This is a genomic window from Staphylococcus sp. SA22 (assembly GCF_054165785.1).
The window spans coordinates 47,642-73,661 of the sequence record NZ_JBSZQY010000001.1; the positions used below are offsets into that span (position 1 = coordinate 47,642).

Genomic DNA, 26,020 nt, shown 5'->3' on the forward strand with positions numbered 1-26,020 from the left:
AAATGAACATAGACAAACAATTTTGGAAAACAATATATTATTGGATTAGGTACTTGAATTTTGATATTGTCAGTAGGGAAAAAGATGATCAAGAAATTTGGTTAGCCCATAAAAGAAAAAAACAAGTAGTCATTTTTAAACAACATATCAAGTCTACCCAAGAAATACGTTTTGACAAAGCGAAGGTGCTTGAACACAAAGATGAAATAGCAAATTTTATTTCTTTCGAACCACAAAGTTTTGAATTTTATTATTTTACAGAATCGGAATTTTCAGAAGAACAATTAAATGAAGTTTCGCCAATTAGAATTAAATTCAATGTTATAAGACACACAAAAGATTTGATAAAGCATATGCCGAATATATTTTTGGCTAGACTTATTTCAGAAGATAATGATAAAAAGACATATATGTTCTATAAACGCAAAGTATTAACTGATAACTTTTTAGATAAATATATGCAGAAATTTTCACCGGCAACATACACAATAATATTTGTAAATGTCTTAATATGGTTATGTATGATTTTATATTTAAATAATTTTTCGGATGTAAAATTATTAGATGTTGGCGGGTTAGTGCATTTTAATGTCGTACATGGTGAATGGTATCGAATTGTTACATCGATGTTTTTACATTTTAGTTTTGAACATATACTTATGAATATGCTTTCATTATTTATTTTTGGTAAAATAGTCGAAGCAATTATTGGTTCATGGAGGATGTTAACTGTATACTTTATTGCAGGGCTGTTTGGAAACTTTGTATCACTTTCATTTAATACGACTACAATTTCAGTTGGGGCTAGTGGTGCTATATTTGGTCTGATTGGATCAATTTTTGCGATGATGTATGTTTCAAAAACATTTAACAAAAAAATGTTAGGACAGTTATTAATTTCATTAGTGATATTAGTTGGTGTTTCTCTGTTTATGTCAAATATAAATATTGTGGCGCATATTGGAGGATTCATTGGTGGTTTATTAATAACTTTAATTGGCTATTACTATAAAGTGAATCGTAATATTTTTTGGATTTTACTAATTGGTATGCTTGTTATATTTATTGCACTTCAAATTAGAATTTTTACAATTAAAGAAGATAATATTTATAATAAATTGATCAAAGATGATATGACTAGTGGTAATTATGATAATGCTCAAAATATTGTGAAGCAGACAATAAATAAAAATTATGCCGATGATCAAACATATTATTTAAGTGGTATGATTATGGCTACTATCAATTCTAAGTCTGAAGGTATGACAGAATGGGAGCGAGGACTTAGAATGTTTCCTAAATCAGGTTTATTAAATTTTGAGTTAGCGATAGCAAATCGTTCATTAAATGATGATGAAAAAGCATTAAAATATGTGCGTAAAGCATTAAATGCTGACCCTAAAAATACAGATTATATTAACTTAGAAAAAGAGTTGACTAAATCAAATGAGTCGAAAAATAAATAACTTTTATGATGTACAACAGTTATTGAAAAGTTACGGATTTCTAATATATTTTAAAAATCCAGAAGATATGTACGAAATGATTCAACAGGAGATTTCATCATTGTATCAATATGAACTGTTATCTAAGGAAGAATATTTGAAATGTACGTTGATAATTAATCAGAGAAGGAATGAACAGAAATGACAAAAATTATTTTAGCAGCTGATGTAGGCGGGACGACTTGTAAATTAGGTATTTTCACACCTGAATTAGAACAATTACATAAATGGTCTATTCACACTGATACATCTGATAGTACAGGATATACACTTTTGAAAGGAATTTATGATTCGTTTGTTGAAAAAGTAAATGAAAATAATTATAATTTTTCAAATGTACTTGGCGTAGGTATTGGTGTACCAGGTCCTGTTGACTTTGAAAAAGGTACAGTAAATGGAGCAGTAAACTTATATTGGCCAGAAAAAGTTAATGTACGTGAGATTTTTGAACAATTCGTTGATTGTCCAGTGTATGTAGATAATGATGCTAACATAGCTGCTTTAGGGGAGAAACACAAAGGTGCTGGTGAAGGTGCCGATGATGTTGTTGCCATCACACTTGGTACAGGACTGGGTGGAGGAATTATTTCAAATGGTGAAATCGTACATGGTCATAATGGCTCTGGCGCAGAAATAGGGCATTTTAGAGCAGACTTCGATCAACGATTTAAATGTAATTGTGGTCGTTCTGGATGTATTGAAACAGTTGCTTCAGCCACAGGCGTTGTTAACTTAGTTAACTTCTACTATCCTAAGTTGACGTTTAGATCTTCTATATTAGAATTGATTAAAGAAAATAAGGTTACAGCAAAAGCTGTTTTTGATGCGGCAAAAGCTGGTGACCAATTCTGTATTTTCATTACTGAAAAGGTTGCAAACTATATTGGATATTTATGTAGTATTATTAGTGTTACAAGTAATCCGAAATATATCGTTCTAGGTGGAGGAATGTCTACTGCAGGACCTATTTTAATTGAAAATATTAAAACAGAATATCATAATTTAACATTTACACCTGCTCAATTTGAAACTGAAATTGTACAAGCGAAATTGGGTAATGATGCAGGTATTACAGGAGCAGCAGGATTAATCAAGACCTATGTATTAGATAAAGAGGGGGTAAAATAATGGCTATTGTTGATGTGGTTGTTATTCCAGTTGGAACGGAAGGTCCGAGTGTTAGTAAGTATATTGCAGATATTCAGAAAAAACTTCAAGAATATAAAGCGATGGGTAAAATTGATTTTCAATTAACACCAATGAATACTCTAATTGAAGGTGAATTAAGCGATGTATTAGAAGTTGTGCAAGTGATACATGAATTACCTTTTGATAAAGGTTTAAGTAGAGTTTGTACAAATATACGTATTGATGACCGACGAGACAAATCTAGAAAAATGAATGATAAACTAACATCAGTACAAAAACATTTAGAAAATAGTGGTGAAAACCTATGAGGATTTCAAGCTTAACTTTAGGCTTAGTTGATACTAATACGTATTTCATCGAAAATGACAAAGCTGTTATCCTGATTGACCCTTCAGGTGAAAGTGAAAAAATTATTAAAAAATTAAACCAAATAAATAAACCGTTAAAAGCTATTTTATTAACACATGCACACTTTGATCATATCGGAGCAGTCGATGATATAGTTGATCGATTCGATGTCCCGGTTTATATGCATGAAGCAGAGTTTGATTTTCTAAAAGATCCCGTTAAAAATGGGGCAGATAAATTTAAGCAATATGGATTACCAATTATTACAAGTAAGGTAACTCCTGAAAAGTTAAACGAAGGTAGCACAGAAATAGAAGGATTTAAGTTTAATGTGTTACACACACCTGGACATTCACCAGGAAGTTTAACATATGTGTTCGATGAATTCGCAGTTGTTGGAGATACATTATTTAATAATGGAATCGGACGTACAGATTTATATAAAGGTGATTATGAAACGCTAGTTGATTCTATTCAAGATAAAATATTTGAATTAGAAGGCGATTTACCTTTATTCCCTGGACATGGTCCATATACGACGGTTGATGATGAACAATTAAATCCATTTTTACACGGTTAAATTGAAGTAATAAAAACACCTCCTACGTGATTATATGTAGGAGGTGTTTTTTTGAAGATTCTATTTCAAGAAATAATTAATAAAGCGATAGAAATGAAAGCGAGTGATGTACATTTTATTCCAGTTAAAAATGAAGTAAGTATTAAATTTAGAATTAATGATAACTTGGAGCAGTATGAACAAATTGGGAATAGCATTTATCAAAAGTTATTAGTTTATATGAAGTTTCAAGCTGGGCTTGATGTTTCTACACAGCAAGTCGCACAGAGCGGTCGATATAGTTACCATTTCAATAAAATATATTTTTTGAGAATATCAACTTTACCATTGTCACTTGGCCAAGAAAGTTGTGTTATCAGAATTGTACCTCAATTTTTTCAACAACAGAAATCAACTTATAAATTCAATGATTTTAAACACCTCATGAATAAGAAACAAGAATTACTATTGTTTAGTGGGCCAACTGGTTCAGGAAAGAGTACATTAATGTATCAAATGGTCTCATACGCGAATAAAGCCCTGAATTTAAATGTAATTTCTATAGAGGATCCTGTAGAGATGCAAATTCCTGGTATCGTCCAAATTAATGTGAATGATAAAGCTGGCATTAACTATGTAAATTCGTTTAAAGCTATTTTAAGATGTGATCCTGATGTAATTTTAATAGGTGAAATCAGAGATAAAGATGTTGCCAAGTGTGTTATACAGGCTAGTTTAAGTGGTCACCTTGTTCTGACTACATTGCATGCAACTGATTGTAAGGGTGCTATTTTAAGGCTATTAGAAATGGGCATTTCTGTACAAGAATTGATACAGGCAACTAACTTAATTATAAACCAACGACTTGTAACTACTATTAAGCAACAGCGACAATTAGTATGTGAAATTCTATCTCAGCAACAACTCCGATATTTCTTTTCCCATAATCATTCATTACCATCATCATTTAAGAACTTAGAAGATAAACTTGATGATATGACAAAAGCAGGTGTCATTTGTGAAACTACAATGGATAAATACATTTAAACTACATTCTAAGAAGCGACAATTAAGTAAGGCCCAACAAATCGATTTACTTTCAAATTTATGTAATTTGTTGAAATATGGTTTCACTCTGTATCAAAGTTTTCAATTTTTAAATCTTCAAATGGCATATAAAAATAAGCAATTAGGTACCACCATTCTAAGTGAAATTTCAAATGGTGCACCATGCAATCAGATATTATCACTGATAGGTTATAGCGATACTATCGTCATGCAAGTATATTTGGCAGAAAGATTTGGCAATATCATAGACGTTCTAGAAGAAACCGTAAATTATATGAAAGTGAATAGAAAGTCAGAACAACGATTGTTAAAGACACTGCAATACCCCTTAATACTAGTTTCTATTTTTATTGCTATGATTATTATATTAAACCTCACAGTAATTCCACAGTTTCAACAATTATATACTTCTATGAATATTCAACTATCTTCTTTTCAAAAAACATTGTCTTTTTTCATTACCAGCTTACCTACTATAATTGTAGTAATGCTCATAATGGTATCTATATTGGCTATTATTATGAAATTATTTTATAACAAATTAAATATGCTCAATAAGATAAACTTTGTGATGAAACTACCGTTAATATCAGGCTATTTCCAATTATTTAAAACTTATTTTGTAACTAATGAATTAGTGTTGTTTTATAAAAATGGTATTACACTTCAATCAATAGTAGACGTTTATATTAACCATAGTAGTGATCCATTTAGACAGTTTCTAGGTAAATACTTATTAACTTATTCAGAAATGGGATATGGTTTACCTCAAATTTTAGAAAAACTAAAATGCTTTAAGCCTCAATTAATTAAGTTTGTGCTACAAGGTGAAAAGAGAGGGAAGCTAGAAGTAGAACTAAAGTTATATTCGCAAATATTAGTAAAACAAATAGAAGATAAAGCGATAAAACAGACTCAGTTTTTACAGCCTATTTTATTTTTGATTTTAGGTTTATTTATTGTCGCAATTTATTTAGTAATTATGTTACCAATGTTTCAAATGATGCAAAGTATAAAATAATGGAGGTTAATATATGTTTAAATTTCTTAAGAAAACTCAAGCGTTTACATTGATAGAGATGCTATTAGTGTTATTAATCATCAGTTTATTATTAATTTTAATCATTCCAAATATTGCTAAACAAACTGCTCACATACAATCAACAGGTTGTAATGCACAGGTAAAAATGGTTAATAGTCAAATTGAAGCGTATGCATTGAAACATAATAGAAATCCATCGTCTATTGAAGACTTAATTGCAGATGGTTTTATAAAAGAAGCACAAAAGACATGTAAATCAGGAGAGACAATAACAATTAGTAATGGAGAAGCAGTTGCAAATTAGAAAGCAGTCAGCATTTACTATGATTGAGATGCTTGTGGTAATGATGTTAATCAGTATATTTTTACTTTTGACAATGACATCTAAAGGATTAAGCAATCTTAGAGTAATAGATGATGAGGCAAATATCATTTCTCTTATTACTGAATTGAATTATATTAAGTCGCAAGCTATAGCAAATCAAGGATATATCAATGTTAGATTTTATGAAAACAGTGACACTATTAAAGTAATAGAGAATAATAAAATACGATTTCTAAAATTAAAAGTAGGCAAAATAATTAATGTTGCAAAAGTTGATATTATTGCCTTTGATAAAAAAGGGAATATCAATAAATTTGGTAGCATAACAATTGATAATAACAATTCAATTTATAGAATAATATTCCATATTGAAAAAGGAAGAATTCGTTATGAAAAGCTATAAGTGTAAAGGATCATTCTTAATAGATAGTATGGCTGGATTTTTGCTTATTGGATTGATTACATTACTATTGATACCAATGATGAATCAAATGCAAGCGAGTATAAACCATAAACTACAAACAATTGATGCTTCTAAAGTAATTTTGACGACTGTATCTAAAATTAATAAAGAAGAGCTTAAGAAGGGGGTAACTATAGGGAAGTATGATATTAAGCAAAGTGACCAACAAATTTGTGCTATTTCAAAAAATACCACTTCTTATCAAAAGACATGTATACAGTATTAATGTCAAAGCTTTTTCTCTCATTGAAATGTTAGTAGCGATGATGGTTATAAGTATAACTTTACTAATTGTTCCAGACTTAATTAGACTTAGCAAAACTTTTCTAATTGAAAGTAGGGAATTAACAACTGTAGATTTCGAATTTTTCTCAAGAGATATTCTAGAGGATTTTAAAGGAGTAGATAGAAACAATATTGAAAATAGGGAACAGCGTATCATTTTACATAAAGGTGAAGAAATGATCGAATACAAATTAATAAATAATAAAATTATTAAAGTTGTAAATGACAGAGGAAATATAACAATGATTAATAATGTTACAGCATTTACTGCAAATATCTACTATAAATCCATTATTAAAATAACGATAACAGTTAAAGTCGGTACAAATGTGCAGACTAAAACTATTTATGTATAACTTACTAGAATTTAAATGAGTACTATTAAAAAGGATGTGAAATAATTTATTAATTTTGATTTATATAAAGAAAAAGGGTATGTTACGCCTTTCTTATTGATGCTAACAGCAATTTATTTTTCCATTTTCACTTTTTATATCAGTCAATATAGTTTAAAATTAAAGACATTATATAATATTGAAACTGACTATAACTATAAGATTGTTTTGTTATTGAAAGAAGGGAAAACGCATGAATCATGATAAATCACCAATAATTTTAATTGGTTTCATGGGTACCGGTAAATCTACGATTGGTAAATACGTTGCAGATGAGCAACATTTATCATTTATTGATATAGATTCATATATCGAAGAAAAGTATAAGTTAACAATACCAGAAATATTTAGTAAACATGGTGAACAATATTTCAGGAATTTAGAGTTCACATGTTTGCAAGAATGTATTAACACTGCAGATATAATTGCTACTGGTGGTGGTATTATTGAAAGTGAAGAGGCATTTAATTTTTTGAAAAATCAAAAAAACATTATTTGGTTAGATTGTAATATTGATATTATATATAGTCGAATCAATGATGACCCACATCGACCTAATGCAAATAATAAGACAATCACGCAGTTAAATGACTTGTATTGCTCGCGGATTTTAAGATATAATGAAATCGCATTCAAGAAATTTGATAGTCATTTGCTATCAATTTCAGAAATATATTATGAATTGCTAAATTTAATAAAAGCGAGTGATCAGTATTAGAGAGAATAGAGCGTTAAGACTCTATCGCCGAAGGTGCAAGTAATTTATTACGAAACTCTCAGGCAAAAGGATAATACTGTAACGCGTTCCTGAATTGGTGATTTATAAACAGGGTAGCGATTGCTATCCTGTTTTTATAATTTTAAGGGGGTATTTCAATGTCAAGTGATTTAAAACAAACACCTTTATATCAAAATTATGTTGATAGAGGTGCAAAAATTGTGGAATTCGGAGGATGGGCGATGCCTGTTCAATTTTCAAGTATTAAAGAGGAGCATAATGCTGTTCGATACGAAATTGGCCTGTTTGATGTTAGTCATATGGGTGAAATTGAAGTAACAGGTAAAGATGCTAGTCAGTTTGTGCAATATTTATTATCAAATGATACTGATAATTTAACTACTTCAAAAGCATTATATACTGCTTTATGTAATGAAGAAGGCGGTATTATTGATGATTTAGTAATATATAAATTAGCTGACGACAATTACTTATTAGTCGTTAATGCCGCTAATACTGAAAAAGATTTTAATTGGATTTTAAAACACAAAGAGAAATTTGATGTTGAAGTACAAAATGTATCAAACCAATATGGTCAATTAGCAATACAAGGACCAAAAGCTAGAGATTTAATTAATCAATTAGTTGATGAAGATGTAACTGAAATGAAAATGTTTGAATTTAAACAGGGCGTCAAATTATTTGGAGCAAACGTCATTTTATCTCAATCAGGTTACACAGGTGAAGATGGGTTTGAAATTTATTGTAATATCGATGATACTGAAAAAATTTGGGATGGTTTATTAGAGTATAATGTTATGCCATGTGGGTTAGGCGCTCGTGATACATTAAGATTAGAGGCTGGGTTGCCATTACATGGACAAGATTTAACTGAATCAATTACACCATATGAAGGTGGTATCGCTTTTGCAAGTAAACCATTAATTGATGCTGATTTTATTGGTAAATCTGTATTAAAAGATCAAAAAGAAAATGGTGCACCAAGAAGAACAGTGGGATTAGAATTACTTGAAAAAGGAATTGCAAGAACTGGTTATGAAGTTATGGATTTAGATGGAAATATTATTGGAGAAGTAACTTCAGGAACACAGTCTCCATCATCAGGAAAATCAATTGCACTTGCAATGATAAAAAGAGATGAGTTTGAAATGGGTAGAGAGTTGCTTGTTCAAGTTCGTAAGCGTCAATTAAAAGCGAAAATTGTTAAGAAAAATCAAATTGATAAATAATTAAAAAGGGGTGTGCATTGTGAGTCATCGTTATATACCTTTAACTGAAAAAGACAAGCAAGAAATGTTACAAACAATTGGTGCAAAATCTATAGGAGAATTATTCGGTGATGTACCAAGTGACATTTTATTAAATAGAGATTTAAATATTGCTGAAGGCGAAGCGGAAACAACGTTACTTAGAAGATTAAATCGCATTGCAAGCAAGAATATTACTAAAGAAACGCATACATCATTTTTGGGTGCTGGTGTTTATGATCATTACGCGCCATCAGTTGTGGATGCTATGATTTCAAGATCAGAATTTTACACAGCATATACGCCATATCAACCGGAAATTTCTCAAGGTGAATTACAAGCCATTTTTGAGTTCCAAACTTTAATTTGTGAATTAACAGATATGGATGTAGCAAATTCTTCTATGTATGATGGGATGACTAGCTTTGCTGAAGCATGTATTTTAGCATTTAGTCAAACAAAGAAAAATAAAATTGTAGTCTCAAAAGGTTTGCATTATCAAGCATTACAAGTACTTCATACTTATGCTAAGACGCGTAAGGAATTCGAAGTAGTGGAAATCGATTTAGATGGCACTGTTACAGATTTGAAAAAATTAGAAGCAGCAGTGGATGATGAAACAGCAGCTGTTGCAGTACAATATCCAAACTTCTACGGTTCAATTGAAGATCTTGAAAAGATTCATAGCTTTATTGAAGATAAAAAAGCATTATTTATCGTATATGCAAATCCACTAGCATTGGGATTACTTACACCTCCAGGTTCATTTGGTGCAGATATTGTTGTAGGTGATACTCAGCCATTCGGAATTCCTGCTCAATTCGGTGGGCCACATTGTGGATATTTTGCAACGACGAAAAAGTTAATGCGTAAAGTGCCAGGTAGATTAGTCGGTCAAACACAAGATGATGAAGGTAATCGTGGCTTTGTATTAACATTACAAGCACGTGAACAACATATTCGACGCGATAAAGCGACATCTAATATTTGTTCTAACCAAGCATTAAATGCCCTAGCGTCATCAATTGCAATGTCAGCACTTGGTAAACAAGGTATCTATGATATTGCAGTTCAAAATATAGAACATGCTAACTATGCTAAACAACAATTTATTAAAAAAGGTTTTGAAGTATTAGATGGTACATCTTTCAATGAGTTTGTAGTCAAATTTGACAAACCAATTCAACAAGTTAACGAGGAATTAGTGAAGTACAATATTATCGGTGGTTTTGATTTAGGTGTTGTTTCAGACGACTTTAAAAATCACATGTTAATAGCTGTAACTGAATTAAGAACAAAGGATGAAATCGATACATTTGTAGAAAAGGCTGGTGAGTTAAATGACTAGTAAATCAAGTCCATTAATTTTTGAAAGATCTCGTGAAGGCAGATATGCATATTCATTACCAATAAGTGATATTAAAACAAATTCTGTTGAGTCATTGTTAGATGATAAATTTATTCGTAAAAACAAAGCGGAGTTTCCTGAAGTTGCTGAACTAGACTTGGTACGTCATTATACTGAACTTTCAAATAAAAATTTCGGTGTAGATAACGGATTTTATCCATTGGGTTCATGTACGATGAAGTATAACCCTAAAATTAATGAAAAGGTTGCTAGAATACCAGGATTCAGTGAATCACATCCATTACAAGATGAAGACCAAGTTCAAGGTTCATTAGAAATTATTTATAGTTTGCAAGAAGAATTAAAAGAAATTACTGGTATGGATGAGGTAACATTACAACCAGCTGCTGGTGCACATGGTGAATGGACTGCATTGATGATATTTAAAGCTTATCATGAGAATAATGGTGAAGGTCATCGTGATGAAGTCATTGTGCCAGATTCTGCGCATGGTACGAATCCAGCCTCAGCTTCATTTGCAGGATTTAAATCAGTTACTGTAAAATCAAACGAACGTGGCGAAGTTGATATTGATGACTTGAAACGTGTTGTAAATGAAAATACAGCAGCTATTATGTTAACTAATCCAAACACTTTAGGTATTTTTGAAAAAAATATTATGGAGATCCGTGAAATCGTCCATAATGCTGGTGGTCTATTATATTATGATGGTGCGAATTTAAACGCTATTATGGACAAAGTTCGCCCAGGAGATATGGGATTTGATGCTGTTCATTTAAACTTGCATAAAACATTTACTGGTCCACATGGTGGCGGCGGTCCTGGTTCAGGTCCAGTCGGAGTAGTAAAAGAACTAGCAAGTTATTTACCAAAGCCAATGGTTATTAAAGATGGCGACAAATTTAAATATGATAATGACATTAAAAATTCTATCGGACGTGTAAAACCATTTTATGGTAACTTTGGTATTTACTTAAGAGCTTATACGTATATTCGAACTATGGGAGCAACTGGACTTAAAGAGGTTTCCGAAGCAGCGGTTCTTAATGCGAATTATATTAAAGCACGTTTATCTGAACACTTTGAAATACCTTATAAACAATATTGTAAACATGAGTTTGTGTTAAGTGGTGTGCGTCAAAAAGAATTTGGTGTACGTACTTTAGACATGGCTAAGCGATTATTAGATTTCGGTGTACATCCACCAACAATCTACTTCCCATTAAATGTTGAAGAAGGTATGATGATTGAACCAACTGAGACAGAGTCTAAAGAAACGCTTGATTATTTTATCGATACATTAATTAGTATTGCTGAAGAAGCTAAAAATGATCCTGATAAAGTGCTAGAAGCACCACATACAACTGTGATTGATCGATTAGACGAAGCTACAGCTGCTCGTAAACCAATATTAAAATTTGAAAACCTTAAACAGGAAAAATAAGGTATTAAACACATATTCCGAGAATTATTATTCTACCTTTGTATGAAGATTTAAGGATAATGGTTTCAAAATCAATTAAAAAAGACAATTTCTATTTGAAAAAGAAAACTAAACCGAACTAATAACTCTTAGGGTTTGGCTTTATTCTTTCATAGAAATTGTCTTTTCACTTTTTAGATTGAGGTAAATGAAACGTATTGAAAATGAGCTGAACTTTCTTTATTATGCTGAAACTAAGTTTAATGATCTGTGAAGCTAGAGAAATATAGTAACAGACTTTGTTAAAAAATTAAAATCTGAGTATTGTTATTGATGATCAATTAACACTCAGATTTTATTAAATCGTATATTAAATTTACAAAACTATTTTTTAGACTTTATTTTTCCAGTCCATTTTTTATAGCCGCCTTTTAACATATAGATATCTGTATATCCATTCTTTTTCAAAATACGAGCGGCTCTATAGCTAGCAATCCCATTGGCATCACATAAGTATACCGGTTGGTCTTTTCTTAACCCTTGGAATCGTTGCCTGAACATTGTCATAGGAATATTGCGAGACCCATTAATGTGACCGTAGTCATAGTCAACTTTCTCTCTAACATCGATGACTTGAGCTTTTCTAATCCCATTATGGAATTCATTTTGATCTAATTCTTTAACAGCTCGCTTGTTAAGAATTTGTTGAACAATCATATAAGCAATAATTGCTATAACTAAAATTATTGCGATGTACAAACTAGCACTCATCTTGCATCCTCCCTAATTAAACGATAATATAATTATAAGACTGTTAGGTCAAATTATCAAAATATTTCACTAAAGAATTGCAATTATTATTCATTTAGTTAAATTGATTAATTAGCGAATCAAATATTATACATTTTGCTGATAGGAGTTCTTGAATATGACTGAAACTTGGAATTTTATTAATACAGGAAGTAAAGACCCATATTATAATATGGCAATGGATGAAGCGTTATTAAATTTTGTCTCTAGAGGTGAAATTGATCCAGTTATACGTTTTTACACATGGAATCCTGCAACATTATCAATAGGGTATTTCCAAAGGCTACAAAAAGAAATTGATATTGATAAGGTTAAAGAGAAAGGTTTTGGTCTCGTAAGGCGTCAAACTGGTGGCCGTGGGGTACTTCATGATAAAGAGCTAACTTACAGTGTGATTGTGCCTGAATCGCATCCCAATATGCCTTCTACTGTTACAGAAGCGTACAGAGTGATTTCACAAGGATTATTAGAAGGATTTAAAAACTTAGGATTTGATACTTATTTTGCGGTACCTAAAACGCCTGAAGAGCGTCAAAAATTAAAACAACCTCGAAGTTCAGTGTGTTTTGATGCACCAAGTTGGTATGAGCTAGTTGTTGAAGGCCGTAAGATTGCCGGGAGTGCTCAAACGAGACAAAAGGGCGTAATCCTCCAACACGGTTCGATTTTACAAGATATTGATATTGATGAATTGTTTGATATGTTTATTTATAAAAATGAAAGATTAAAATTAAAAATGAAAGAGGCATTCGTTGAAAAAGCAGTTGCCATCAATGATATTTCAGATGAACACATTACTATTAGTCAAATGGAAGAAGCTTTCGAGAAAGGTTTTAAGAAAGGTTTAAATATAGAATTAAAGCCACTTGAATTAACAGAAGCTCAATTGGCAGAAGTGGAAGAATTAACTGAAAAATATCGTTCAGATGAATGGATGTTTAGAAAGTAGTTTTTAGAATAAAAAATGGAAGCACGTAGACTATTTTATCTACAACTGCTTCCATTTTTTTATCTATTTTCTTCTTTGATTTCTTTTATACTTACGCATTGCTTTGCGATATTTGCGTTGGTCTTCAGTTAAGATGAAGAAATAATAAATCAGATAAATAATACCAGCTATTACAGCAAAGCTGACTAACATTCTGACGATTGAAAAAATAAAGGCATCTAGATTCATTACTAATCCAATCGCAGCAATAATAAGTACAAGATAAAATATTATATTACGCATTAAAAGACTCCTATCATGATTTTGCATTTAAGTTTAATTTTGACAACGCTTGTTGTCCTTTTGTAAGTTGTTTTTTATCTTTATTTTGATAGCCATTTTTAATATCATCAAATGCATGATTCAAATCAGAGTTTAATTTATCGATATTTTTAGACGTTTTTTTATCATCATCACTAAGTGATAAACCATCGATAGCATCTTTGTATGAAGTGTGAGCACTTTGAATATCATTAGAAATTTGATTTGATTTCGATTGAATATTCTTATCGCCTTTGTTTTTACTTACATCTTTCTCAATATCGTTATAGGATTTCAAAGCTTTAGCAACTTTGTCGTAGTATGTTGATGTAACATTCATCAATTTAATTTTCGTATTATTAGATGCAGTTTTTTTACTGTTTTCTTTATCCTTTTCAAGCCCTTTTATTTTAGATTTAGAATCACTAATTTGTTGATTAAGTTCTTGAATATCTAGTTTGAGTTGATGATTATCTTCTCTTAAATCTGTTGTTTTTTCTTCTAATGGTGCTAAATTTTGTGATCCACATCCAGCTAACAATAATGTTGCGCCAACAATTGAAACCAATTTTTTCATTACTATCTCCCTAAAATCAATATCTATTATTTTTTATCCTTATTATGATATTATTTTAATGTATAAAGTTGAAATGCACAAACGTTTCACTAGGAGGTAATAAGATGAGCAGAATAACACAAGTGCATCGTATTTTAGAACAAAAACATTTAGATGCGATTATCATTCTTTCGGATTACAATAGAAGATATTTATCAGGTTTTACTGGTACCAGTGGAGCACTTATCATATCTAAAGATAAACAATATTTGATAACAGACTTTAGATATATTGATCAAGCAACTAAGCAGGCGCCAAATTATGAAATTATTAATCGTAAATCTACTATTATTGGTGAGATTAAAGAATTACTACACCAAGAAAATTTTGAAAATGTAGGTTTTGAGGGGCATCATGTTAGTTATGATACATACCTTGAATTAAATAAAAGCCGTATATCATTAATAAGCATTTCTAATACTGTAGATAAAATTAGAGACGTCAAAGATGCTGACGAAATTGCTTTAATTCAAAAAGCAGCTAATATTGTTGATGAAACATATGAATATATTTTAACTGTTGTAAAAGCAGGTATGACTGAAAAAGAATTAAAGGCAATATTAGAAAGTAAAATGCTAGAATTAGGAGCAGATGGACCATCATTCGATACGATTGTAGCATCTGGTCATAGAGGTGCATTACCACATGGTGTTGCAAGTGACAAAATTATTGAAAAAGGCGACATGATTACATTAGATTTTGGCGCATATTATAACGGCTATTGTTCAGATATTACTAGAACATTTGCTATTGGAGAACCAGATCCTAAACTGAAAGAAATATATCAAATAGTACTTGAATCTCAAATGAAAGCAATTAATGAGATTAGACCTGGCATGACTGGTGCAGAAGCTGATGCCATTTCAAGAAACTATTTAGAGTCAAAAGGGTATGGAAAAGAATTTGGACATTCACTAGGACATGGTATTGGTTTAGAAATCCATGAAGGGCCAATGCTGGCTCGTACGATACAAGATAAACTTCAAGTTAACAACTGTGTTACAGTAGAACCAGGTGTTTATATAGAAGGTTTGGGCGGTATAAGAATAGAAGATGATATTTTAATTACAGAAAATGGTTGTCAAGTCTTTACTAAATGCACAAAAGACCTTATAGTTTTAACATAAGCGTGTAAAATGAGGAGGAAACTGAATGATTTCGGTTAATGATTTTAAAACAGGTTTAACAATTTCTGTTGATAACGCTATTTGGAAAGTTATAGACTTCCAACATGTAAAGCCTGGTAAAGGTTCAGCATTCGTTCGTTCAAAATTACGTAATTTAAGAACTGGTGCAATTCAAGAGAAAACGTTTAGAGCTGGTGAAAAAGTTGAACCAGCAATGATTGAAAATCGTCGCATGCAATATTTATATGCTGACGGAGATAATCATGTATTTATGGATAATGAAAGCTTTGAACAAACAGAACTTTCAAGTGATTACTTAAAAGAAGAATTGAATTACTTAAAAGAAGGTATGGAAGTACAAATTCAAACATACGAAGGTGAAACTATCGGTGTTGAATTACCTAAAACTGTTGAATTAACAGTAACTGAAACAGAACCTGGTATTAAAGGTGATACTGCAACTGGTGCTACTAAATCGGCAACTGTTGAAACTGGTTATACATTAAATGTACCTTTATTTGTAAACGAAGGTGACGTTTTAATTATCAACACTGGTGATGGAAGCTACATTTCAAGAGGATAATCTCTAATTTGTTAACAAATAGCTTGTATTCACTATACTGATTTAACGTAAGATATTCCAAATAAGTCTCATAAAGCTATTGCCTAAAATGATTATAGGTTATATGCTGATATGAGGCTTTTTATTTTTAAATTAAATTTTAAAATATAAAACGAATCGTCTAATTGGTAGTGAAAAACATAGACATAAGTAAAGGTATATATCTACATATCATATTGTTGAGGATAAAACATAATAGCTAATAAAAATAACATTGATATGTTTAACTGAATGCATAAAATTTTTAATCAAGAGTTAAGATGAGTCAATGTTAAGTAATAAATACACAAGTGTTTTTAATTTAAAATGTGTTTTTATTATAACTTAGGGATAGACATATAATGTCGCCAGCAATATGAACATGCTTGAATTGAAGAGTTGTCTCAAGTAAAATAGACGGGTAGATGAAAACAAACTGAAGGAGTCAGTAATAATGAACTTTAAAGAAATCAAAGAATTAATTGAAATTCTGGATAAATCAACTTTAACGGAAATCAATATTGAAGATACTAAAGGCAAAGTGACGCTAAAGAAAGAAAAAGAAACTGAGATTATCACGCCACAAATCTCACAAATGCCAGTTGAAGCTGCGGCAATGCCTATGCCTCAAGTACAATCAACTGATAGTAATAAAACTGAAGCTCCAAAGCCAACTTCAGATAATCACAAAACAATTAATGCACCTATGGTAGGTACATTTTACAAATCGCCATCTCCAGACGAAGAAGCGTATGTGCAAGTTGGGGACACTGTTTCAAATGAAACAACAGTGTGTATTTTAGAAGCAATGAAACTATTTAATGAAATTCAAGCAGAAATTTCAGGTGAAATTGTTGAAATCTTAGTAGAAGACGGGCAAATGGTAGAGTATGGCCAACCGTTATTTAAGGTGAAATAATGAAAAAGGTTTTAATTGCAAACCGCGGTGAAATCGCAGTTAGGATTATTCGTGCTTGTCGTGATTTAGGCATCCAAACTGTTGCAATCTATTCTGAAGGGGATAAAGATGCGCTACATACTCAAATTGCTGATGAAGCATATTGCGTAGGTCCCACTTTGTCTAAAGATTCATATTTAAATATTCCGAACATCTTATCTATTGCAACTTCTACAGGTTGTGATGGCGTTCATCCGGGTTATGGCTTTTTAGCTGAAAATGCTGACTTTGCAGAATTATGCGAAGCATGCCAATTGAAGTTCATTGGACCAAGTTATCAATCTATCCAAAAAATGGGTATCAAAGATGTTGCTAAGGCAGAAATGATTAAAGCCAATGTTCCAGTTGTTCCTGGTAGTGACGGTTTAATGAAAGACGTCTCAGAAGCTAAGAAAATCGCTAAAAAAATTGGCTATCCGGTCATCATTAAAGCTACTGCTGGTGGTGGCGGAAAAGGTATCCGTGTTGCTCGTGATGAAAAAGAACTTGAAACTGGCTTCCGAATGACAGAACAAGAAGCTCAAACTGCATTTGGTAATGGTGGACTTTATATGGAGAAATTCATCGAAAACTTCCGCCATATTGAAATCCAAATTGTTGGGGACAGCTATGGTAATGTAATTCATTTAGGAGAACGTGATTGTACAATTCAAAGACGTATGCAGAAATTAGTGGAAGAAGCACCTTCCCCAATTTTAGATGACGAAACACGTCGTGAGATGGGAAATGCCGCAGTGCGTGCAGCGAAAGCTGTAAATTATGAAAATGCGGGAACAATTGAGTTTATATATGATTTAAATGATAATAAATTTTATTTTATGGAAATGAATACACGTATTCAAGTAGAACATCCTGTAACTGAAATGGTAACAGGAATTGATTTAGTTAAATTACAATTACAAGTTGCTATGGGCGACGTGTTACCGTATAAACAAGAAGATATTAAATTAACAGGACACGCAATTGAATTTAGAATTAATGCTGAAAATCCTTACAAGAACTTTATGCCATCACCAGGTAAAATTGAGCAATATCTTGCACCAGGTGGATATGGTGTTCGAATAGAGTCAGCATGTTATACTAATTATACGATACCGCCATATTATGATTCGATGGTAGCGAAATTAATCATACATGAACCGACACGAGATGAAGCGATTATGGCTGGCATTCGTGCATTAAGTGAATTTGTGGTTCTTGGTATTGATACAACTATTCCATTCCATATTAAATTATTGAATAACGATATATTTAGAAGCGGTAAATTTAATACAAACTTTTTAGAGCAAAATAGCATTATGAATGATGAAGGTTAATAGGAGGTCAATCCATGGTCAAAGTAACTGATTATTCAAATTCAAAATTAGGTAAAGTAGAAATAGCGCCAGAAGTGCTATCTGTTATTGCAAGTATAGCTACTTCAGAAGTCGAAGGCATCACTGGCCATTTTGCTGAATTAAAAGAAACAAATTTAGAAAAAGTTAGTCGTAAAAATTTAAGCCGTGATTTAAAAATCGAGAGTAAAGAAGATGGCATATATATAGATGTATATTGTGCATTAAAACATGGTGTTAATATTTCAAAAACTGCAAACAAAATTCAAACGTCAATTTTTAATTCAATTTCTAATATGACAGCGATAGAACCTAAGCAAATTAATATTCACATTACACAAATCGTTATTGAAAAGTAATGTCATACCTAATTCAGTAATTAAATAAAGAAAAATACAAACGTTTGAAGGAGTTAAAAATGAGTCGTAAAGAATCCCGAGTGCAAGCTTTTCAAACTTTATTTCAATTAGAAATGAAGGACAGTGATTTAACGATAAATGAAGCGATAAGCTTTATTAAAGATGATAATCCAGATTTAGACTTCGAATTTATTCATTGGCTAGTTTCTGGCGTTAAAGATCACGAACCTGTATTAGACGAGACAATTAGTCCTTATTTAAAAGATTGGACTATTGCACGTTTATTAAAAACGGATCGTATTATTTTAAGAATGGCAACATATGAAATATTACACAGTGATACACCTGCTAAAGTCGTAATGAATGAAGCAGTTGAATTAACAAAACAATTCAGTGATGATGATCATTATAAATTTATAAATGGTGTATTGAGTAATATAAAAAAATAAAATTGAGTGATGTTATATGTCAGATTATTTAAGTGTTTCAGCTTTAACGAAATATATTAAATATAAATTTGATCAAGATCCACATCTCCAATCTGTATTGATTAAAGGTGAGCTTTCAAATTTCAAAAAGCATTCAAGTGGTCATTTATACTTTAATGTGAAAGATAAAGAAAGCGTTATAAGTGCCATGATGTTCAAAGGTAGTGCTTCTAAATTAAACTTCGAACCTAAAGAAGGAGATGAAGTCTTATTAGAAGCACGTGTTTCTGTTTTTGAACGTCGTGGAAACTATCAAATTTATGTAAATAAAATGCAATTAGATGGTATAGGGAACTTATATCAAAAATTAGAAGCATTAAAGAAAAAATTAACTGAAGAAGGTTGTTTTGATAAAGCGAATAAGAAATCAATACCTAAGTTTCCTAAAAAAATTGCAGTTTTAACAGCGAGTACAGGTGCCGCAATTCGAGATATCCATTCAACGATAAATAGTCGTTTTCCATTAGCTGAACAAATACAAATTAGTACTTTGGTTCAAGGTGAAAAAGCAAAAGACGACATTATTGAAAAAATTGAATATGCAGATAGTTTAGGTGTAGATACCATTATTGTAGGTCGAGGCGGTGGATCCATAGAAGATTTATGGAATTTCAACGAAGAAGCTGTCGTCCGTGCAATATATAATTGTAAGACACCGATTATATCAGCAGTAGGTCATGAAACAGACTTTACATTAAGTGATTTTGCTGCAGACATCAGAGCTGCGACCCCAACTCAAGCTGCTGTTATTGCAACACCAGACCAATATGAATTGCTGCAACAAATACAGCAATATCAGTTTACATTGACTCGTTTCATCAAGAAACATTTAGAACAACAACGTAAACATGTTGAACATTTGTCATCGTATTACAAGTTTAAACAACCAACTTTATTGTATGATCAACAGATACAACGTCGTGATGATTTAGAAAAGAGACTGAAACAACAAATTCAGGCAACTTTTGAACAACAGAGACATCGATTAATGCTGTTGCAACAACGCTATAATTTAAAAGCGTTACTAAGTAGTGTTAATCAAGAACAACAAAATAATCTTCAATTGACAAACCAACTTGTTAAATTATTGAATTCTAAAATATTAAGTTATAAAAATGATTTGAAAAATAAAGTAGAAAACTTAAACAATTTAAGTCCAACTAATACAATGTTGCGTGGATATGCAATTGTTAATAAAAAAGACGAAGTCATTACGAGTACTAAAGATTTAACAGAAAATGATCAATTGACGTTAACAATGAAAGATGGCTTAGTAGATGCAAAAGTTACGAAAGTAAGGTGTAATAATGACTAAAGAAACGCAAAGTTTTGAAGAAATGATGCAAGAATTAGAGCAAATTGTTCAAAAATTAGATAATGAAACAGTATCTTTAGAGGAATCATTAGATTTATATCAACGTGGTATGAAACTATCAGCAGCTTGTGACACAACTTTAAAAAATGCCGAAAAAAAGGTGAATGACTTAATAAAAGAAGAGGCTGAGGATGTAAAAAATGACGAATCTACCGATGAATAAATTAATAGATGAAGTCAATAATGAATTATCGGTTGCGATAAATAAATCAGTAATGGATACTCAGCTAGAAGAAAGTATGTTGTATTCATTAAATGCTGGAGGTAAACGCATCCGACCAGTTCTGTTATTACTCACTTTAGATTCACTAAATACCGAGTATGAGTTAGGTATGAAGAGCGCAATTGCACTAGAAATGATTCATACATATTCACTTATTCATGATGACCTACCAGCGATGGATAATGATGATTATCGACGAGGGAAATTAACAAATCATAAAGTATATGGTGAGTGGACTGCGATATTAGCAGGTGATGCTTTATTAACTAAAGCATTTGAACTTATTTCGAGTGATGATAGATTAACTGATGAAGTAAAAATAAAAGTTCTACAACGGCTGTCAATAGCAAGTGGTCATGTTGGAATGGTCGGCGGTCAAATGTTAGATATGCAAAGCGAAGGCCAACCAATTGATCTTGAAACTTTGGAAATGATACACAAAACCAAAACAGGAGCACTATTAACCTTTGCGGTTATGAGTGCAGCAGATATCGCTAATGTCGATGATGCAACTAAAGAACATTTAGAAAGTTATAGTTATCATTTAGGTATGATGTTTCAGATTAAAGATGATTTATTAGACTGCTATGGTGATGAAGCGAAGTTAGGTAAAAAAGTGGGCAGCGATCTTGAAAATAATAAAAGTACTTACGTGAGTTTATTAGGAAAAGATGGCGCAGAAGATAAATTGACTTATCATAGAGACGCAGCAGTGGATGAACTAATGCAAATTGATGAACAATTCAATACAAAACACTTATTAGAAATCGTTGATTTATTTTATAGCAGGGATCACTAAAAGCAAATATATCGATTAGCAACAATTGTAAAGTTTGAAATGTCTCAAAAGACATATTTAACTGACGTTGTTTGTTAATCGATTTTTCTCATGTTGTAACTTAAAATTATGTTGAAGTCTTTTTATTTAAAAATAGAATTTTCAATTTCTATACGACAATATTCGCATCTGTGACATCAATGTGATTTTAATTAAATATGTTCAAACAATTGACGCTTATTAAATCTAATAATTAGCAAGTTTATTACACATATATTCATTTTTATACATATTTTAAGCAATTGTTATGCGTAATATGAAAAATATTTATAAATAGATAACCAAGATAGATAAACCATGTTTACCCTTTTTACGTAAAGGTGTTTAGTAGTCGTAAATCAGTGCATGTGTTAAAATAAATGTATAAATATTCGTAATCAGAGGTGTTTACTGTGCCCAAAAAATCGGTTAGGCATATTAAAATTAGAGAAATTATTTCAAATGAACAGATAGAGACACAAGATGAATTAGTTAAACGATTAAACGATTATGATTTAAATGTCACTCAAGCAACTGTATCTCGTGATATTAAGGAACTACAACTTATTAAAGTACCTATACCTTCAGGTCAATATGTTTATAGTTTACCAAATGATAGAAAATTCCATCCTTTAGAAAAATTGGGACGTTATTTAATGGATTCCTTTGTTAATATAGATGGTACTGATAATTTACTTGTTCTAAAAACATTACCTGGTAATGCACAATCTATTGGAGCTATATTAGACCAAATCAATTGGGAAGAAGTACTAGGCACAATTTGTGGTGATGATACTTGTTTAATTATTTGTCGAAGCAAAGAGGCAAGTGATGAAATCAAGTCAAGAATTTTCAATTTGTTATAAGGATGCGATGAGTTTATGTTACAAACCTTATCAATCAAGCAATTTGCTATTATTGAAGAGTTAGAAATTCAATTTTCTGATGGTTTAACTGTTTTAAGTGGTGAAACGGGTTCAGGTAAGTCAATTATTATAGATGCAATTGGACAATTAATTGGAATGAGAGCTTCATCTGATTTTGTAAGACATGGTGAAAAAAAGGCTGTCATCGAAGGTATATTTGATATTGACGAGAGTAAAGATGCTATACATATATTGAAAAATATGGATATTGATGTAGATGAAGATTTTTTATTAGTTAAACGGGAAATTTTTAGCTCTGGTAAAAGTCTTTGTAAAATTAATAATCAAACAGTTACTTTACAAGATTTACGAAAAGTTATGCAAGAATTATTAGATATTCATGGCCAACATGAAACGCAGTCTTTGTTGAAACAAAAATACCATTTAACATTATTGGATAATTACGCAGAATCACGTTATCAAGATTTGTTGGATAAATATCACCAAACTTTTCAAAATTATAAAGCCAAAAAGAAAGAGTTAGAAGATTTAGAATCAGCAGACCAAGCATTGCTGCAGCGTTTAGATTTAATGAAATTTCAATTAGAAGAATTGTCTGAAGCACATCTAAAAGAAGGCGAAATAGAGCAACTTGAAATAGATATTAAACGTATTCAAAACTCTGAAAAATTAAGTTTAGCGCTTAATAACGCACATATGACATTAACGGATGAAAATGCTATCACTGATCGTTTGTATGAACTAAGCAACCATTTGTTAACAATAAACGATATAGTTCCAAACAAATATGACAAATTAAAAGAAGATATTGATCAATTTTATTACATTTTAGAAGATGCAAAACATGAGTTATATGATGAAATGGCTAATACAGAATTCGACGAACAAGTGTTAAACGAGTATGAATCTCGTATGAATTTGCTGAATAATTTAAAACGCAAATATGGAAAAGATATTTCAGAATTAATCGCATATCAAGAAAAGCTTAATAATGAAATCAATAAAATTGAAAACTATGAACAAAGTACATCGCAGTTACGAGAAGAAATAAATGCATTGTATAATCAAGTTATAGAGGTTGGACAAGCGTTATCTAAGCAGCGTCGTATAGTTGCTAGGGAGTTAAGAGACCACATTGTATCGGAAATTCAAAACTTACAAATGAAAGATGCAAACCTTGAGATTTCATTTAAAAAATTAGAAGAACCGAATATTGATGGAATCGAATTTGTAGAATTTTTAATCAGTCCTAATAAAGGGGAACCATTAAAAAGTTTAAATAAAATTGCGTCAGGTGGAGAACTTTCTAGAATTATGTTAGCGTTAAAAAGTATTTTTGTTAAATCGAGAGGTCAAACTGCAATTTTATTCGATGAGGTTGACTCAGGTGTATCTGGACAAGCCGCACAAAAAATGGCAGAGAAAATACGAGATATAGCAGAATATATACAAGTTATTTGTATATCTCACTTGCCACAAGTTGCATCGATGAGCGACCATCATTTATTAATTTCGAAATCATCAAAAGATGATCGTACAACAACACAAGTTCAAGAGTTAATTGGCGATGATAAAGTAGATGAAATTGCACGAATGATTTCAGGTGCAAGTGTTACTGATTTAACTCGTGAAAATGCAAGAGAAATGATACAACACAATCAAAGACGTAGATAATTTCCAAAGTGTGTTGAATACTCATTTGTGGATTTATTTATGTGCATTCAAACTAAATAGACAATCATGTAAAATAGGTAATTAATGGACATGAAAACTATGTATTAATAAATTTTCAATGGATATATATCATTAGTTAGGAGTAAGAACATGTCAGAGAAACAATATGATTTAGTCGTTCTCGGTGGAGGTACTGCAGGATATGTTGCTGCGATACGTGCGTCTCAATTAGGTAAGAAAGTGGCAATAGTAGAACGACAACTATTAGGAGGTACTTGTCTCCATAAAGGTTGTATTCCTACTAAATCGCTGCTTAAATCTGCTGAAGTATTTCAAACAGTAAAACAGGCAGCAATGTTTGGCGTTGATGTCAAAGATGCTAATGTTAATTTTGAAAATATGTTGGCACGAAAAGAAGACATTATTAATCAAATGTATCAAGGTGTAAAGCATTTAATGCAACACAATCACATTGACATTTATAATGGCACGGGACGTATTCTAGGTACATCTATATTTTCACCTCAAAGTGGCACAATTTCTGTCGAATATGAAGATGGTGAATCAGACTTATTACCCAACCAATTTGTATTAATTGCAACTGGTTCTTCGCCTGCAGAGTTGCCATTCTTATCATTTGATCATGATAAAATTTTATCTAGCGATGATATATTATCATTAAAGACGTTACCATCAAGTGTTGGTATTATTGGTGGTGGTGTTATCGGAATGGAATTTGCATCATTGATGATAGATTTAGGTGTTGACGTAACAGTTATAGAAGCTGGTGAAAGAATTTTACCAACTGAAAGTAAACAAGCTTCACAACTATTAAAAAAATCATTGTCAGCACGTGGTGTTAAATTCTATGAGGGAATAAAACTTTCTGAAAATGATATAAATGTTAACGAAGATGGTGTTACATTTGAAATTTCTTCAGACATAATTAAAGTAGATAAAGTGTTGCTATCGATTGGTAGAAAACCTAACACATCAGATATTGGTTTAAACAACACTAAAATAAAACTTTCAACATCAGGACATATTTTAACGAACGAATTTCAACAAACTGAAGATAAACATATTTATGCAGCTGGTGATTGTATTGGAAAATTACAATTGGCACATGTTGGATCAAAAGAAGGAGTTGTGGCTGTCGATCATATGTTTGAAGGGAACCCAATCCCAGTAAACTATAACATGATGCCTAAGTGTATTTATTCACAACCTGAAATTGCTTCTATCGGCTTAAACATTGAACAAGCAAAGGCAGAGGGAATGAAAGTTAAAAGTTTTAAAGTACCATTTAAAGCAATTGGTAAAGCAGTGATTGATAGCCATGACGCAAACGAAGGGTATAGCGAAATGGTGATTGATCAATCAACTGAAGAAATTGTGGGTATTAATATGATTGGTCCACATGTAACAGAATTGATTAATGAGGCATCACTGTTACAGTTCATGAATGGCTCGGCATTAGAATTAGGACTAACAACACACGCGCATCCTTCCATCTCTGAAGTGTTGATGGAATTAGGATTGAAAGCAGAAAGTAGAGCTATTCACGTATAAATAGGAGGATTTA

General features: G+C 31.3%; 32 protein-coding genes and 1 riboswitch. Of the genes, 29 read left to right on the top strand and 3 right to left on the bottom strand.

Translation table 11 applies throughout. The features are described from left to right. The first annotated feature begins 2 nt into the window (after nucleotides 1-2). The 16 genes from ACXQH5_RS00255 (at nucleotide 3) to gcvPB (ending at nucleotide 11,938) form a co-directional block, all read left to right on the top strand. The gene (locus ACXQH5_RS00255; protein WP_001017869.1) at nucleotides 3-1,466 is read left to right on the top strand and encodes a rhomboid family protein; all 1,464 of its coding nucleotides are present in this window, start codon (nucleotides 3-5) and stop codon (nucleotides 1,464-1,466) included. Then, nucleotides 1,447-1,650, top strand: a complete 204-nt coding sequence (locus ACXQH5_RS00260; RefSeq protein WP_000087561.1) for a YqgQ family protein — start codon at nucleotides 1,447-1,449, stop codon at nucleotides 1,648-1,650. Before ACXQH5_RS00255 ends, ACXQH5_RS00260 begins: the two co-directional genes overlap by 20 nt. After that, on the top strand, nucleotides 1,647-2,633 hold the full coding sequence (locus tag ACXQH5_RS00265; protein ID WP_000161315.1) for an ROK family glucokinase: 987 nt from the start codon (nucleotides 1,647-1,649) through the stop codon (nucleotides 2,631-2,633). Before ACXQH5_RS00260 ends, ACXQH5_RS00265 begins: the two co-directional genes overlap by 4 nt. Continuing rightward, nucleotides 2,633-2,962: an MTH1187 family thiamine-binding protein gene (locus ACXQH5_RS00270; protein WP_001018871.1), complete on the top strand. Its 330-nt coding sequence runs from the start codon at nucleotides 2,633-2,635 to the stop codon at nucleotides 2,960-2,962. The genes ACXQH5_RS00265 and ACXQH5_RS00270 overlap by 1 nt, the downstream gene beginning before the upstream one ends. Continuing rightward, nucleotides 2,959-3,582: an MBL fold metallo-hydrolase gene (locus tag ACXQH5_RS00275; protein WP_001223008.1), complete on the top strand. Its 624-nt coding sequence runs from the start codon at nucleotides 2,959-2,961 to the stop codon at nucleotides 3,580-3,582. The genes ACXQH5_RS00270 and ACXQH5_RS00275 overlap by 4 nt, the downstream gene beginning before the upstream one ends. A gap of 51 nt (nucleotides 3,583-3,633) precedes the next feature. Then, complete coding sequence (gene comGA, locus ACXQH5_RS00280; protein ID WP_000697218.1) at nucleotides 3,634-4,608, top strand: competence type IV pilus ATPase ComGA; 975 nt, start codon at nucleotides 3,634-3,636, stop codon at nucleotides 4,606-4,608. Continuing rightward, on the top strand, nucleotides 4,580-5,650 hold the full coding sequence (comGB, locus tag ACXQH5_RS00285) for a competence type IV pilus assembly protein ComGB (protein WP_000776407.1): 1,071 nt from the start codon (nucleotides 4,580-4,582) through the stop codon (nucleotides 5,648-5,650). The genes comGA and comGB overlap by 29 nt, the downstream gene beginning before the upstream one ends. Nucleotides 5,651-5,663: 13 nt before the next feature. Further along, complete coding sequence (gene comGC / locus ACXQH5_RS00290; RefSeq protein WP_000472256.1) at nucleotides 5,664-5,975, top strand: competence type IV pilus major pilin ComGC; 312 nt, start codon at nucleotides 5,664-5,666, stop codon at nucleotides 5,973-5,975. Beyond that, on the top strand, nucleotides 5,953-6,399 hold the full coding sequence (gene comGD, locus ACXQH5_RS00295; RefSeq protein ID WP_001796473.1) for a competence type IV pilus minor pilin ComGD: 447 nt from the start codon (nucleotides 5,953-5,955) through the stop codon (nucleotides 6,397-6,399). The genes comGC and comGD overlap by 23 nt, the downstream gene beginning before the upstream one ends. After that, nucleotides 6,386-6,685, top strand: a complete 300-nt coding sequence (locus ACXQH5_RS00300; RefSeq protein ID WP_000844413.1) for a hypothetical protein — start codon at nucleotides 6,386-6,388, stop codon at nucleotides 6,683-6,685. Before comGD ends, ACXQH5_RS00300 begins: the two co-directional genes overlap by 14 nt. Beyond that, a complete protein-coding gene (locus ACXQH5_RS00305; protein ID WP_001838632.1) occupies nucleotides 6,603-7,100 on the top strand; it encodes a competence type IV pilus minor pilin ComGF in 498 nt (165 codons plus the stop codon). Before ACXQH5_RS00300 ends, ACXQH5_RS00305 begins: the two co-directional genes overlap by 83 nt. 96 nt (nucleotides 7,101-7,196) lie before the next feature. After that, nucleotides 7,197-7,343: a hypothetical protein gene (locus tag ACXQH5_RS00310; RefSeq protein ID WP_001789879.1), complete on the top strand. Its 147-nt coding sequence runs from the start codon at nucleotides 7,197-7,199 to the stop codon at nucleotides 7,341-7,343. After that, nucleotides 7,333-7,857, top strand: a complete 525-nt coding sequence (locus ACXQH5_RS00315) for a shikimate kinase (RefSeq protein WP_001015116.1) — start codon at nucleotides 7,333-7,335, stop codon at nucleotides 7,855-7,857. The genes ACXQH5_RS00310 and ACXQH5_RS00315 overlap by 11 nt, the downstream gene beginning before the upstream one ends. Next, nucleotides 7,844-7,941: riboswitch (glycine riboswitch) on the top strand. (Overlaps the previous gene by 14 nt.) A gap of 74 nt (nucleotides 7,942-8,015) precedes the next feature. Further along, nucleotides 8,016-9,107, top strand: a complete 1,092-nt coding sequence (gcvT, locus tag ACXQH5_RS00320) for a glycine cleavage system aminomethyltransferase GcvT (protein WP_000093349.1) — start codon at nucleotides 8,016-8,018, stop codon at nucleotides 9,105-9,107. Between the two features lie 19 nt (nucleotides 9,108-9,126). Continuing rightward, entirely contained in the window at nucleotides 9,127-10,473 is a 1,347-nt protein-coding gene (gcvPA, locus tag ACXQH5_RS00325) for an aminomethyl-transferring glycine dehydrogenase subunit GcvPA (RefSeq protein WP_000019687.1), read from the top strand. Further along, a complete protein-coding gene (gcvPB, locus tag ACXQH5_RS00330; protein ID WP_000202177.1) occupies nucleotides 10,466-11,938 on the top strand; it encodes an aminomethyl-transferring glycine dehydrogenase subunit GcvPB in 1,473 nt (490 codons plus the stop codon). Before gcvPA ends, gcvPB begins: the two co-directional genes overlap by 8 nt. Nucleotides 11,939-12,301: 363 nt before the next feature. Here gcvPB and ACXQH5_RS00335 read toward each other — a convergent pair whose 3' ends face one another. Next, nucleotides 12,302-12,688 carry a rhodanese-like domain-containing protein gene (locus ACXQH5_RS00335; protein ID WP_001276571.1) on the bottom strand — a complete coding sequence of 129 codons (387 nt, stop codon included), beginning with the start codon at nucleotides 12,686-12,688 and terminating at the stop codon, nucleotides 12,302-12,304. Nucleotides 12,689-12,845: 157 nt separating this feature from the next. On the opposite strand from ACXQH5_RS00335, the gene ACXQH5_RS00340 reads away from it, so the two are divergent. Next, nucleotides 12,846-13,676 carry a lipoate--protein ligase family protein gene (locus ACXQH5_RS00340; protein WP_000141109.1) on the top strand — a complete coding sequence of 277 codons (831 nt, stop codon included), beginning with the start codon at nucleotides 12,846-12,848 and terminating at the stop codon, nucleotides 13,674-13,676. 63 nt (nucleotides 13,677-13,739) lie between these two features. On the opposite strand, the gene ACXQH5_RS00345 is transcribed toward ACXQH5_RS00340, so the two are convergent. Further along, a complete protein-coding gene (locus ACXQH5_RS00345; RefSeq protein ID WP_001244301.1) occupies nucleotides 13,740-13,958 on the bottom strand; it encodes an SA1362 family protein in 219 nt (72 codons plus the stop codon). Nucleotides 13,959-13,971: 13 nt separating this feature from the next. Then, a complete protein-coding gene (locus tag ACXQH5_RS00350; protein ID WP_000737685.1) occupies nucleotides 13,972-14,553 on the bottom strand; it encodes a hypothetical protein in 582 nt (193 codons plus the stop codon). A 104-nt stretch (nucleotides 14,554-14,657) separates the two neighbouring features. Here ACXQH5_RS00350 and ACXQH5_RS00355 point away from each other — a divergent pair, with 104 nt between their 5' ends. From ACXQH5_RS00355 to lpdA, 12 genes are all read left to right on the top strand, one after another. After that, nucleotides 14,658-15,719, top strand: coding sequence for a M24 family metallopeptidase (locus ACXQH5_RS00355; protein ID WP_000087107.1), 1,062 nt, complete (start codon nucleotides 14,658-14,660; stop codon nucleotides 15,717-15,719). A 25-nt stretch (nucleotides 15,720-15,744) separates the two neighbouring features. Continuing rightward, on the top strand, nucleotides 15,745-16,302 hold the full coding sequence (efp, locus tag ACXQH5_RS00360) for an elongation factor P (RefSeq protein ID WP_000626504.1): 558 nt from the start codon (nucleotides 15,745-15,747) through the stop codon (nucleotides 16,300-16,302). A 472-nt stretch (nucleotides 16,303-16,774) separates the two neighbouring features. Then, nucleotides 16,775-17,239 (top strand): acetyl-CoA carboxylase biotin carboxyl carrier protein, encoded by a 465-nt coding sequence (gene accB, locus ACXQH5_RS00365; RefSeq protein ID WP_001009520.1) that lies wholly within the window; start codon nucleotides 16,775-16,777, stop codon nucleotides 17,237-17,239. After that, a complete protein-coding gene (gene accC, locus ACXQH5_RS00370; protein WP_000756612.1) occupies nucleotides 17,239-18,594 on the top strand; it encodes an acetyl-CoA carboxylase biotin carboxylase subunit in 1,356 nt (451 codons plus the stop codon). The genes accB and accC overlap by 1 nt, the downstream gene beginning before the upstream one ends. A 14-nt stretch (nucleotides 18,595-18,608) precedes the next feature. Then, nucleotides 18,609-18,971 carry an Asp23/Gls24 family envelope stress response protein gene (locus ACXQH5_RS00375; protein ID WP_000241588.1) on the top strand — a complete coding sequence of 121 codons (363 nt, stop codon included), beginning with the start codon at nucleotides 18,609-18,611 and terminating at the stop codon, nucleotides 18,969-18,971. A gap of 59 nt (nucleotides 18,972-19,030) precedes the next feature. After that, a complete protein-coding gene (gene nusB / locus ACXQH5_RS00380) occupies nucleotides 19,031-19,420 on the top strand; it encodes a transcription antitermination factor NusB (protein ID WP_000087385.1) in 390 nt (129 codons plus the stop codon). A gap of 16 nt (nucleotides 19,421-19,436) precedes the next feature. Next, on the top strand, nucleotides 19,437-20,774 hold the full coding sequence (gene xseA / locus ACXQH5_RS00385; RefSeq protein WP_001286928.1) for an exodeoxyribonuclease VII large subunit: 1,338 nt from the start codon (nucleotides 19,437-19,439) through the stop codon (nucleotides 20,772-20,774). After that, nucleotides 20,767-20,997: an exodeoxyribonuclease VII small subunit gene (locus ACXQH5_RS00390; RefSeq protein ID WP_000159865.1), complete on the top strand. Its 231-nt coding sequence runs from the start codon at nucleotides 20,767-20,769 to the stop codon at nucleotides 20,995-20,997. Before xseA ends, ACXQH5_RS00390 begins: the two co-directional genes overlap by 8 nt. Continuing rightward, complete coding sequence (locus ACXQH5_RS00395) at nucleotides 20,975-21,856, top strand: polyprenyl synthetase family protein (RefSeq protein ID WP_000183374.1); 882 nt, start codon at nucleotides 20,975-20,977, stop codon at nucleotides 21,854-21,856. Before ACXQH5_RS00390 ends, ACXQH5_RS00395 begins: the two co-directional genes overlap by 23 nt. Before the next feature lie 431 nt (nucleotides 21,857-22,287). After that, complete coding sequence (gene ahrC / locus ACXQH5_RS00400) at nucleotides 22,288-22,740, top strand: transcriptional regulator AhrC/ArgR (RefSeq protein ID WP_001124985.1); 453 nt, start codon at nucleotides 22,288-22,290, stop codon at nucleotides 22,738-22,740. Nucleotides 22,741-22,755: 15 nt separating this feature from the next. Then, on the top strand, nucleotides 22,756-24,435 hold the full coding sequence (gene recN, locus ACXQH5_RS00405; RefSeq protein WP_057504489.1) for a DNA repair protein RecN: 1,680 nt from the start codon (nucleotides 22,756-22,758) through the stop codon (nucleotides 24,433-24,435). A gap of 150 nt (nucleotides 24,436-24,585) precedes the next feature. After that, on the top strand, nucleotides 24,586-26,007 hold the full coding sequence (lpdA, locus tag ACXQH5_RS00410) for a dihydrolipoyl dehydrogenase (protein ID WP_001291540.1): 1,422 nt from the start codon (nucleotides 24,586-24,588) through the stop codon (nucleotides 26,005-26,007). Nucleotides 26,008-26,020 lie beyond the last annotated feature (13 nt).

Coding starts and splice junctions, on each gene's coding strand:
- ACXQH5_RS00255 (WP_001017869.1), top strand. CDS start 3: ATGAACATAGACAAACAATTTTGGAAAACAATATATTATTGGATTAGG.
- ACXQH5_RS00260 (WP_000087561.1), top strand. CDS start 1,447: ATGAGTCGAAAAATAAATAACTTTTATGATGTACAACAGTTATTGAAA.
- ACXQH5_RS00265 (WP_000161315.1), top strand. CDS start 1,647: ATGACAAAAATTATTTTAGCAGCTGATGTAGGCGGGACGACTTGTAAA.
- ACXQH5_RS00270 (WP_001018871.1), top strand. CDS start 2,633: ATGGCTATTGTTGATGTGGTTGTTATTCCAGTTGGAACGGAAGGTCCG.
- ACXQH5_RS00275 (WP_001223008.1), top strand. CDS start 2,959: ATGAGGATTTCAAGCTTAACTTTAGGCTTAGTTGATACTAATACGTAT.
- comGC (WP_000472256.1), top strand. CDS start 5,664: ATGTTTAAATTTCTTAAGAAAACTCAAGCGTTTACATTGATAGAGATG.
- comGD (WP_001796473.1), top strand. CDS start 5,953: ATGGAGAAGCAGTTGCAAATTAGAAAGCAGTCAGCATTTACTATGATT.
- ACXQH5_RS00300 (WP_000844413.1), top strand. CDS start 6,386: ATGAAAAGCTATAAGTGTAAAGGATCATTCTTAATAGATAGTATGGCT.
- ACXQH5_RS00305 (WP_001838632.1), top strand. CDS start 6,603: ATGATATTAAGCAAAGTGACCAACAAATTTGTGCTATTTCAAAAAATA.
- ACXQH5_RS00315 (WP_001015116.1), top strand. CDS start 7,333: ATGAATCATGATAAATCACCAATAATTTTAATTGGTTTCATGGGTACC.
- gcvT (WP_000093349.1), top strand. CDS start 8,016: ATGTCAAGTGATTTAAAACAAACACCTTTATATCAAAATTATGTTGAT.
- gcvPB (WP_000202177.1), top strand. CDS start 10,466: ATGACTAGTAAATCAAGTCCATTAATTTTTGAAAGATCTCGTGAAGGC.
- ACXQH5_RS00335 (WP_001276571.1), bottom strand. CDS start 12,688: ATGAGTGCTAGTTTGTACATCGCAATAATTTTAGTTATAGCAATTATT.
- ACXQH5_RS00340 (WP_000141109.1), top strand. CDS start 12,846: ATGACTGAAACTTGGAATTTTATTAATACAGGAAGTAAAGACCCATAT.
- ACXQH5_RS00345 (WP_001244301.1), bottom strand. CDS start 13,958: ATGCGTAATATAATATTTTATCTTGTACTTATTATTGCTGCGATTGGA.
- ACXQH5_RS00350 (WP_000737685.1), bottom strand. CDS start 14,553: ATGAAAAAATTGGTTTCAATTGTTGGCGCAACATTATTGTTAGCTGGA.
- ACXQH5_RS00355 (WP_000087107.1), top strand. CDS start 14,658: ATGAGCAGAATAACACAAGTGCATCGTATTTTAGAACAAAAACATTTA.
- efp (WP_000626504.1), top strand. CDS start 15,745: ATGATTTCGGTTAATGATTTTAAAACAGGTTTAACAATTTCTGTTGAT.
- accB (WP_001009520.1), top strand. CDS start 16,775: ATGAACTTTAAAGAAATCAAAGAATTAATTGAAATTCTGGATAAATCA.
- accC (WP_000756612.1), top strand. CDS start 17,239: ATGAAAAAGGTTTTAATTGCAAACCGCGGTGAAATCGCAGTTAGGATT.
- ACXQH5_RS00375 (WP_000241588.1), top strand. CDS start 18,609: ATGGTCAAAGTAACTGATTATTCAAATTCAAAATTAGGTAAAGTAGAA.
- nusB (WP_000087385.1), top strand. CDS start 19,031: ATGAGTCGTAAAGAATCCCGAGTGCAAGCTTTTCAAACTTTATTTCAA.
- xseA (WP_001286928.1), top strand. CDS start 19,437: ATGTCAGATTATTTAAGTGTTTCAGCTTTAACGAAATATATTAAATAT.
- ACXQH5_RS00390 (WP_000159865.1), top strand. CDS start 20,767: ATGACTAAAGAAACGCAAAGTTTTGAAGAAATGATGCAAGAATTAGAG.
- ACXQH5_RS00395 (WP_000183374.1), top strand. CDS start 20,975: ATGACGAATCTACCGATGAATAAATTAATAGATGAAGTCAATAATGAA.
- recN (WP_057504489.1), top strand. CDS start 22,756: ATGTTACAAACCTTATCAATCAAGCAATTTGCTATTATTGAAGAGTTA.
- lpdA (WP_001291540.1), top strand. CDS start 24,586: ATGTCAGAGAAACAATATGATTTAGTCGTTCTCGGTGGAGGTACTGCA.